Below are 8,746 nucleotides of genomic sequence, written 5' to 3'. Positions count from 1 at the left end.
CGTCACCACAGCAGGAAACGACGTTTATATTTGCGACAGCGGGACCGGCGGACCCTTGACGGATACGGGCGGGAACAACTCGCTTACACTTCCCACGGGAGGCACGGGCACGATCACGGGACCAGTCACGTTCAATTCCGGGGTCGATACCGTCGTAATCAATTCCGGCACGATCAATGGCGATCTCAGTGAGGGCGGGGGTAACGATAGTCTTCAGCTGAATGGTGGTACGGTCAACGGCACAATTTTCCAGAATGGCGGTGTCGACAATTTCGTCATGACCGGCGGTGTGGTTCAACGAGTCGAGCAGGGCAGCGAACTCGACACGGCGACAGTCAGCGGTGGCCGGATTATCGGCCAGTTCTTTGCCGGCGATTTCTTCACGATGACGGGCGGGCAGATCGGCGAAGTCAATCTCGAGCAGGCCAACAATGAAATGCGCATGTCGGGCGGTGTCATCGACCGCTTTGTGATTGCAACGCAAGGCCGCGACTTGCTGATACTTTCGGGTGGTTCAATCGGCACATTCGTTGATCTCGGCAGCGGGGACAATCGAATCTTCATCTCCGGYGGGTCCATCGGCAGCACGGTCACCACGGCAGGCGGCAATGATCAGTTTACGTGGGATACCGCAGGTACGATCGGCGGGGCGATCAATCTCGGCGCGGGCAATGACACCGGAACATTGCAGAATCTCACCGACGCAACCCTCTCGTCGACACCGTCGGTCAATGGGGAGGCCGGTACTGATACGCTGACCTTTTCCAACACGACGGCGACGACGTCCGGCCGTTATGTGAATTGGGAAAACGTCGCGCTCACGAACAGTTCCGCCTTCACGCTCGACAGCAATTTCGTGGTCGGTGACAGCGGAACGGCAACCGGCAGCTTTTCGATCGACGGTACAAGCACGCTGCTCGCGGGCAACGGGGTCAATGCTGCAATTGCGCCCTTCGCGGCCGGGCAACTCGCCAATGTGACCAATGCAGGGACCATCGATCTCACCAATGGTTCGAGTGGAGCAACCGATACGTTTACCGTCCTTGGCAATTATACGGGCAGCGGCGGCGCGATCCGGTTGCAGACGGTGCTCGGCGATGATTCGTCGGCTTCCGACAAATTCGTTATTTCCGGCGGCACGGCCGCTGGAACGACCGGGCTTGCGGTGACAAATCTAGGCGGAGCCGGCGCCAGCACTGTACAGGATGGCATTCTCGTTGTTCAGGCTGTCAACGGTGCAACCACCAGTGCGTCTGCGTTCAGCCTGAGCAATTCCGTTGCGGCAGGCGCCTTCGAATACGCGCTCTTCAAGGGCGGTGTGTCCGCGGGATCGGCGGAGAACTGGTATCTTCGGTCATCGCTGTTGCCAGGCAGCATTGCTGCTGCAATAACCGACCCCGAACCTGGCGAGATCGCACCGCCCGGACCGGGCGTGGAACCACCCAATTCCGGCGCAACACCTGTGCATGCGGATCCGGGTGAATCAATTCCGCTATATCGTGAAGAGGTTCCTCTCTATTCCGCTTTACCCCCGGCTGCGCGCCAAACCGCACTGGCAACACTCGGGACATTCCACGAAAGACGGGGCGAACAGGGCGTTGTAAACTCGCGCGAGAACTTCTCCGCCGCCTGGGGCCGCGCCTTCGGGCAATCGACTGAACAGAGCTGGGATGGAACCGTTGATCCATCCATTGACGGGAACCTCTACGGCATACAAGCAGGTCTCGATATTCTCGGCTGGCAGCACGACAACGGACATCGCGATATAGCCGGTCTGTTCTTCGGTTATTCGAATCTCGACGCGGATGTCAAAGGCCAGGCGGTCGGGTGGAATGGTGTGAATGTCGGCAGCCTCAATCTTGATACGACGAGCTTCGGCGGCTACTGGACACATATCGGTCCTGGTGGGTGGTACCTGGACGGCGTTTTGATGGGATCGTGGTTTGGCGGCGATGCGACCTCCGAACGCGGTGTCGGTATCGATATCGACGGCACGGGCTTTACCGCATCGCTGGAAGGCGGTTACCCGATCCCGCTGTCGGAAAGCTGGACCATCGAGCCGCAGGCACAGATCATATGGCAGAATATCTCGCTTGACGATCAATCGGACGCCTTTTCCGATGTCGGATTCGATAGTGATGACGGCTTCACAGGCCGGCTCGGTTTCCGGATTCAGGGAAAATATCAAACTTCGGCTGGGCTGTTCCAGCCCTACGTCAAGGCCAATTTGTGGCACGGTTTCAACACCACGGACTCAGTACTCTTTGGCCCGGATGCAATTACCACAGAAGGCGAGTCGACTTCGCTGGAACTCGGCGCGGGTATCGTGCACGACTTTACCGAAAAGGTCAGCGCATTTGCCGTGGCAGATTACACGTTCGACGTCGAGGGCGCCGAACAGAAGATATTCGAGGGCAATATCGGCCTGACCGTCAAATGGTGATCAGGATCTAGTCCGCGCGGACAAATCGCAAAACGCCAACAGGACCAGTCTTGTTGGCTTTCTTGTTATCAGACGGATGATGAACGCCATCGCTGACTGGCACTTCGTCAAAATCGAAAGGGCTGATCCCCTCGAGACAGGCGACATTCACGCCGTACTCACTCTGATTGGACCGGCGCTGGTGATGTGTGTAGATACCGCATCCGGAACAGAAATAGTGTTTGGCCGTCATCGTGTTGAATTGATAGACGCTGAGCTTGTCTTCACCAGCCAGAATATCAAGATCACCGACTTTCGCCGAGACGGCGACAGCGCCACGCATCCGGCAAAGGCTGCAGGTGCAACGGCGTGCCGTGTGGAGACCATTCGACAGGCGGACATGGAAACGCACTGATCCACAGTGGCAGGCGCCATTAATTTCGCTGATATCGAGATCCATTGTCCACTCCTGAATGTCGGTCATCGAATTCCTAGCAATCAAGACCAAATGTATCAAATCAAAGCGCAAAATGCGCATGCAGTGCCTCAATTCGGAACGAAATGTGGTAGAGTATTCTTCGATGCGAACGGCTTGGTTCGCTTAAGAACGGGCACTGTCAGCGCCCCGCTGGCAATCCCAAAGAGGGAGTGAAAACAATGAAGACAATTTTGATCGCAATGGGATTTCTCGCCGCCACCAGCCTGTCTGCTTTCGCGGCAGAACCTGCGAAAAAGATGGGCGACATGTGGACCGACGCGAAGGGCATGACGCTCTATACGTTCGACAAGGACAAGGACGGCAAATCGAGCTGCGATGAGAAATGCCTGAAAAACTGGCCGGCATTCCATGCCGCCAAAGGGGCCAAGGCTGAAGGCGAATGGACGCTGGTCAAGGACACGGCGGGCAAGGAAATGTGGGCCTATGAAGGCAAACCACTTTATACGTTCGCCAAGGACAAGAAAGCCGGCGATATGACTGGCGATGGCGTCGGCGGTGTCTGGCACGTTGCCAAGTAGGACACCTCCTGCATAATTCGAAGGCGGCTCGCGGGCCGCCTTTTTTGTTGCGTCTGCTGCTCCTAGAAATTCGGTGCGGCATTCGCCAAACTTGACTATCTTCGTTAGGATGGAAACATCGCATTTCATGTTCGTTGGAGGGAAGACGATGTTCCTAAAATCCTTAGCCTATTCGCTCGTCCTCATGTTCGCCCTGGTTTCAGGTGGCGTTCATGCCGCCGAACGCTGGGAAAAGCTTCCCCCGCCAGCACCAATGCCCGCGGCTGAGAAAAGCGGCACAGCTCCAGTCAACGGCATCGAAATGTACTATGCCGTCTATGGCAAGGGGCCACCCGTTCTCCTCATACATGGCGGTCTCGGCTATGCCGATATCTGGGGTGCACAGGTGGCCGACCTTGCAAAAGACCATATGGTGATTGTTGCTGACAGCCGTGGCCATGGACGTTCGACCCGCAATGCCGATCCTTACAGCTATGATTTGATGTCATCAGATTATATAGCGCTTCTCGATTTCCTGAAGGTCGACAAGACTGCACTGGTTGGATGGAGTGACGGCGGGATAATTGGTCTCGACATCGCCATGAATCACCCCGAGAGGCTGACAAAACTCTTCGCGCAGGCAGCCAACTCCAAGGTCGATGGCGTCAATCCAGATGTCATGAAAAACAAGACCTTCGCGGCCTATATTGATCAGTCAGGCGAAATCTACAAGAAGATTTCGCCCACGCCGGACCAATATGATGCCTTTGTCGAACAGATCAGTGGCATGTGGGCGAGCCAGCCCAACTGGAGTGACGACGATCTGAAGAAGATCAAGACGCCAGTGGCAATCGTTCTTGGCGATCATGACGAGGCGATTACGCGTGAGCATACGGAATACATGGCCAAGACGATTCCGGGGGCCAAACTGGTCATCCTCGACAACGCCAGTCATTTCGCCATGCTGCAGGACCCGGAAGGTTACAACAAGGCCGTGCGCGACTTCATCGATAACTGATCCCGCAGGTCGCGGGCCTGCGCCCGCCTGGTTTCAGGCCGTATTCTGCTCCTGTATTCCAAGCTCCTCTGCCATCTGTTTGCGGATAAGATATTTCTGGATCTTGCCTGTTACCGTCAGAGGAAATGCTTCGACGAAACGGACGTATCTCGGCACCTTGTAATGGGCGATTTGTCCACGGCAAAACGCCTTGATCTCTTCTTCGTCGGCATCTTCACCGGTCTTCAAAATGATCCAGGCACAGAGTTCTTCGCCGAACTTCGGATCAGGAACGCCGACGATGGTAACGTCCTTGATCTTGGAGTGGCGAAACAGATACTCCTCTACTTCGCGCGGATAGATGTTTTCGCCGCCGCGAACCACCATGTCCTTTTGGCGTCCGACAATATTGCCATAGCCCTCGTCATCGATGGTCGCGAGGTCACCGGTGTGCATCCAGCCATCTTCGTCGATTGCTTCAGCTGTCTTTTCCGGATCAACCCAGTAGCCGATCATGACGGAATAACCCCTGGTGCAGAGCTCGCCAGGCGTGCCACGAGGAACGGTATTACCATTGACATCGATGACCTTGCATTCGAGATGCGGTTGAACCCGCCCGATCGTCGAGACCCGCCGGGAAACCGGATCTTCGCCTGAACTTTGGAAACTGACGGGACTGGTCTCGGTCATCCCGTAAGCGATGGTGACATCCCGCATGTGCATGCGTTCGATGACCTGCTTCATGATCTCGACGGGGCAGGGCGAGCCTGCCATACATCCTGTCCGCAAGGATGACAGGTCGAAGCGCTCGAACTCAGGATGTCCGAGCTCGGCAATGAACATTGTCGGCACACCATAAAGAGCCGTGCACCGCTCGGCTTCAATGGTGCTCAAAACCGCCAACGGGTCGAAGGCTTCGGACGGATAGACCATAGTTGCGCCGTGCACGACGCAGCCAAGATTTGCCATGACCATGCCAAAGCAATGATAAAGCGGGACGGGGATGCAGAGCCGGTCTCCGGGATTCAGGCCAACGCTTCGGCCCACGAAAAAACCGTTATTGAGTATGTTGCGATGGGAAAGCGTAGCGCCCTTGGGCAAACCTGTCGTTCCACTGGTGAATTGTATGTTGACCGGATCCGCGCAACCCGTTGTTGCGTCACGGTCTGACAGTTGGGCACGGTGAATTTTTGTTGCGAGGTTGGGTACATCTTCGAACGCGATCCATCCGGGGCGAACGTGTGTTCCAATCAAGATGGCATGCTTCAGACAGGGTAGTCTTGAAGAGTTGATCTCCCCTTCACCCGAGGAAATTTCCGGGGCGAGGGCTTCGATCATTTCGGCATATTCGCTCGTCTTGAACCGCTCGAGCGCAACCAACGCTTTTACACCTACCTTGTTCAGCGTGTATTCGACCTCCGAGAGGCGATAGGCGGGATTGATATTAACGAGAATAAGCCCAGCTTTTGCCGCAGCGAATTGGGTCAATGCCCATTGCGCATTATTGGGCGACCATATGCCAATGCGGTCGCCGCGCTGCAGCCCCAACGCGATCAGGCCAGCGGCGAAAGCATCGGTTCTTGCTTTCAGCTCGCCATAAGTCCACCGAATATCTTGATGGACCGAGACAACGGCTTCGGTTTCGCGCCATCGCAAGGCCGCCCTATCGAGCGTTTGTGAGATGGTGGTTTCCAGCAATGGCGGCTCATCGGCACCGCGCACGTGACTTAGTCTGGCAACATCGCTTTCTGTCGGTTCGGTGACTGGGCGCATGACATTCCTCCGAGGTCAAATGCACAGAATGCCTACCGTAGTCCAATCAGCATGGAATACCCACCGGCTTTTATGAAAGCTTATGCGGCGAGCGCTGTTCGCACCCCCTCCGCCAAATCGTTCAATTTATCCGCTGTGTTACGGCCGATAAGCATGTAACCATGGGCTTGATCCGACCAATAGACGACGTTCATGCCGTGTCGCCGCTCGGTTTGCGGCGAACGCGGTCCACTCGACGATTGAACGATGCACAGAGCCATAGGTCCGTGTTCGGGATCGAGATAGGCGATCTGCCCAAGCGGCTTGCCATCATACTGCAGAACCTGCGCGCGTTTGAGCGGGATGCCCGGCAACGACACTGCCTGCAGAGGAAGCGAAAGGCCGAGCGCGTCGCCTACGTTCTGTAATTGCGCGCTTTGCGATTGCTCGTCGCTATCGAGATTGGCGAGTGTATCGGGCGTGTAAAGCGATAGATATTCGGCGACAACTCCCCGCCAGTCGTCATTATGATCGCTGGAAGATTGCTTGAACGCCATGAAACCTCGATCGGCAGCGACGCCGACAAAGACTAGCCCGATGGCTGCGGCCATGAAACCGCGGCGGCTCAAGCCCCTTGAAGCGGGCTCGTCGGTGATCGAAGCAGGGAGTCCGCCCAGGATAGCTTCCAGCTTTGCCGTGGGGGCGTTTTCGAGCAGCGGTTGAAACGCATCGTAAAAGGCCATTTCACTGCGCGAGAGGAATTCATATCGCGCGGCGACAGCCTCATCGATCTTGATCAGCCTATCGATCCGCGCGCGCTCCTCACCACTAAGCTCGCCGTCGAGAAACGCGACCAACATTTCGTCGGAGGGCATTTCGGCGTGTTTCAGATCAACCATCATTTCCCTCCTTTCATCTGTTTGGCCGTCACATCGGGATCGGCGTGTTCGGCGAGTTTGGCACGGGCCGTTGCCAGGCGGCTCATAACCGTGCCGATTGGTACATCAAGGACCTCCGCGACCTCGCGATAGGACAGACCCTCCACATAGGCAAGAAACACGGCGGTCCTCTGCGCCTCCGGCAATTCATTTACCTGACGCAAGACCTGATTGGCCATGACATGCGTTTCGGTTTCCTGTTCGCCGTCGAAGGAAAGTGTTACGTCGGCATCGACGAAACCATTACCCATGCGAATGCGGCGCGAGCGGACCTCATTGAGCCAGATCGAATGCATGATCGAGAACAGCCATCGATCAAGCCTTGTCCCGCTCGTGAACTGGCTGGCGCGCTCCAGCGCGCGAACACAGGTCGCCTGCACGAGATCGTCTGCAACGTCGCGCTGGCGGGACAGTACAATACCGTACCGCCAGAGCCGGCCGAGATACTGGGCAAGGCTCGCCCGGATTTCGTGTTCGCTCGCGATGATTGCCTCCGTCCAGACAAGTCCACTGCGGACATGCGCCACTGACGACGCGTCTGGTGTCGCCCGACTATAAGCAGAAAGTTGGCGATGAGCGATGGTCACCTTGATCCCTTCTTTGTGAACAAATCACAACCGCTTTCAGCCGGGCGATAGCCGGGTCAGATCTTCGAGGGCTTCTCGATCGCCTCATGGAGATCGCGATATTCCTCGCACGTGGTTCCGCAGATCGACTTGATCGTCATCAACTGGTCCTTGGCGAGATCGAGCTGACCCTTGATGACATAGGCTTCACCAAGATATTCGCGAACCTTTGCGTATTTAGGATCGAGCGCGACGGACTTCTTGTACCAGGAGATGCCTTCATCGGTGCGGCCGAGCTTGCGTGTGGCATAGCCGCGATAGTTGAGTGCTTCCTTGGTGTTCGGATTCTTCAATGTATCGAGCATTTCCAGTGCTTCCTGATAGCGTCCGGCCTTGGCCAACGTGTAGGCGTACTCGGTGCGGTCCTTGTCCGGAACGGCGCTGCTGGTCTTCTTGACGCATTTCTTGGCCTTGGAACTCCAGACCTGGCCCTTGGGGCAGGTGGGCGTCGTGGCGGAATCGTCGGTACCGCCGCCGCCGGCAGCAAAGGCCGGCATGGAAAAAGCAGCGAGGGCGAGGCTGGCGCCGAGCAGGGTGGATGTGATCGAGTGTTTCATGAGTTCTATCTCCGAATGACAATCTGACATGTGGAGAACACGCAGCGCCGCGATTTATTCGAAGATCGGGCCAAATATTCGAGACGGACTATCGGCAAACGAATCGGCCTGCAGCAGGCCGTAAACAATATTGCCGCAATTGATTTTCCAGAAGCGGCCGGAAACTGGAATTGTTTACTCATATCGGCAAGAATTTTGAGTCCCGGTGCGTTCTGCTTAGAGGAACGAGGATTTATGCTCGCATGAAGTGAATTCGTGAACGAAAAGCGTATGGCATGAACGGTAGACCAGTCGAGCGCGTGGATGAGACCAGCGGACAGTTTTTGCAATCCTTGATTGCAGGAACCGAAGCGGGATCAACCGTGTCGACAGGTGGCAAGCGCCAGGCTCTCTCTGTAATCGACGCAGCAAAGCAACGCGTCGACGCCGCGAGGCGCGCTGCAGACAACAGCCTTGAT

Annotated in this window: 9 protein-coding genes; 4 read left to right on the top strand and 5 right to left on the bottom strand. The window is 56.3% G+C overall.

Annotation, left to right across the window (positions count from 1 at the left end; all coding sequences use genetic code 11):
* Positions 1-2,443: autotransporter family protein (locus tag ACXJ5O_RS13025; protein WP_457300253.1), on the top strand; the 2,443-nt coding region annotated here is incomplete at its 5' end.
* Positions 2,444-2,450: 7 nt separating this feature from the next.
* Here the strand turns inward: ACXJ5O_RS13025 and ACXJ5O_RS13020 are convergent.
* Positions 2,451-2,882 carry a GFA family protein gene (locus ACXJ5O_RS13020; RefSeq protein WP_457300255.1) on the bottom strand — a complete coding sequence of 144 codons (432 nt, stop codon included), beginning with the start codon at positions 2,880-2,882 and terminating at the stop codon, positions 2,451-2,453.
* A 197-nt stretch (positions 2,883-3,079) separates the two neighbouring features.
* Here ACXJ5O_RS13020 and ACXJ5O_RS13015 point away from each other — a divergent pair, with 197 nt between their 5' ends.
* Positions 3,080-3,439 (top strand): COG4315 family predicted lipoprotein, encoded by a 360-nt coding sequence (locus tag ACXJ5O_RS13015; RefSeq protein ID WP_457300252.1) that lies wholly within the window; start codon positions 3,080-3,082, stop codon positions 3,437-3,439.
* Between the two features lie 184 nt (positions 3,440-3,623).
* A complete protein-coding gene (locus tag ACXJ5O_RS13010) occupies positions 3,624-4,436 on the top strand; it encodes an alpha/beta fold hydrolase (protein WP_457300254.1) in 813 nt (270 codons plus the stop codon).
* A gap of 33 nt (positions 4,437-4,469) precedes the next feature.
* Here ACXJ5O_RS13010 and ACXJ5O_RS13005 read toward each other — a convergent pair whose 3' ends face one another.
* From ACXJ5O_RS13005 to ACXJ5O_RS12990, 4 genes are all read right to left on the bottom strand, one after another.
* Positions 4,470-6,188, bottom strand: coding sequence for an AMP-binding protein (locus ACXJ5O_RS13005; RefSeq protein WP_457300251.1), 1,719 nt, complete (start codon positions 6,186-6,188; stop codon positions 4,470-4,472).
* An 80-nt stretch (positions 6,189-6,268) separates the two neighbouring features.
* Positions 6,269-7,069 carry an anti-sigma factor family protein gene (locus ACXJ5O_RS13000; protein ID WP_457300250.1) on the bottom strand — a complete coding sequence of 267 codons (801 nt, stop codon included), beginning with the start codon at positions 7,067-7,069 and terminating at the stop codon, positions 6,269-6,271.
* A complete protein-coding gene (locus tag ACXJ5O_RS12995; RefSeq protein WP_457300249.1) occupies positions 7,066-7,692 on the bottom strand; it encodes an RNA polymerase sigma factor in 627 nt (208 codons plus the stop codon). Before ACXJ5O_RS12995 ends, ACXJ5O_RS13000 begins: the two co-directional genes overlap by 4 nt.
* Before the next feature lie 56 nt (positions 7,693-7,748).
* Positions 7,749-8,297 (bottom strand): tetratricopeptide repeat protein, encoded by a 549-nt coding sequence (locus tag ACXJ5O_RS12990; protein WP_376772054.1) that lies wholly within the window; start codon positions 8,295-8,297, stop codon positions 7,749-7,751.
* 266 nt (positions 8,298-8,563) lie between these two features.
* Here ACXJ5O_RS12990 and ACXJ5O_RS12985 point away from each other — a divergent pair.
* Positions 8,564-8,746: hypothetical protein (locus ACXJ5O_RS12985; RefSeq protein WP_457300248.1), on the top strand; the 183-nt coding region annotated here is incomplete at its 3' end.

This window comes from Phyllobacterium sp. P5_D12, from assembly GCF_054049495.1.
The sequence above is the reverse complement of the archived record's forward strand: the minus strand, read 5'-3'. Positions and strand labels throughout refer to the sequence as shown.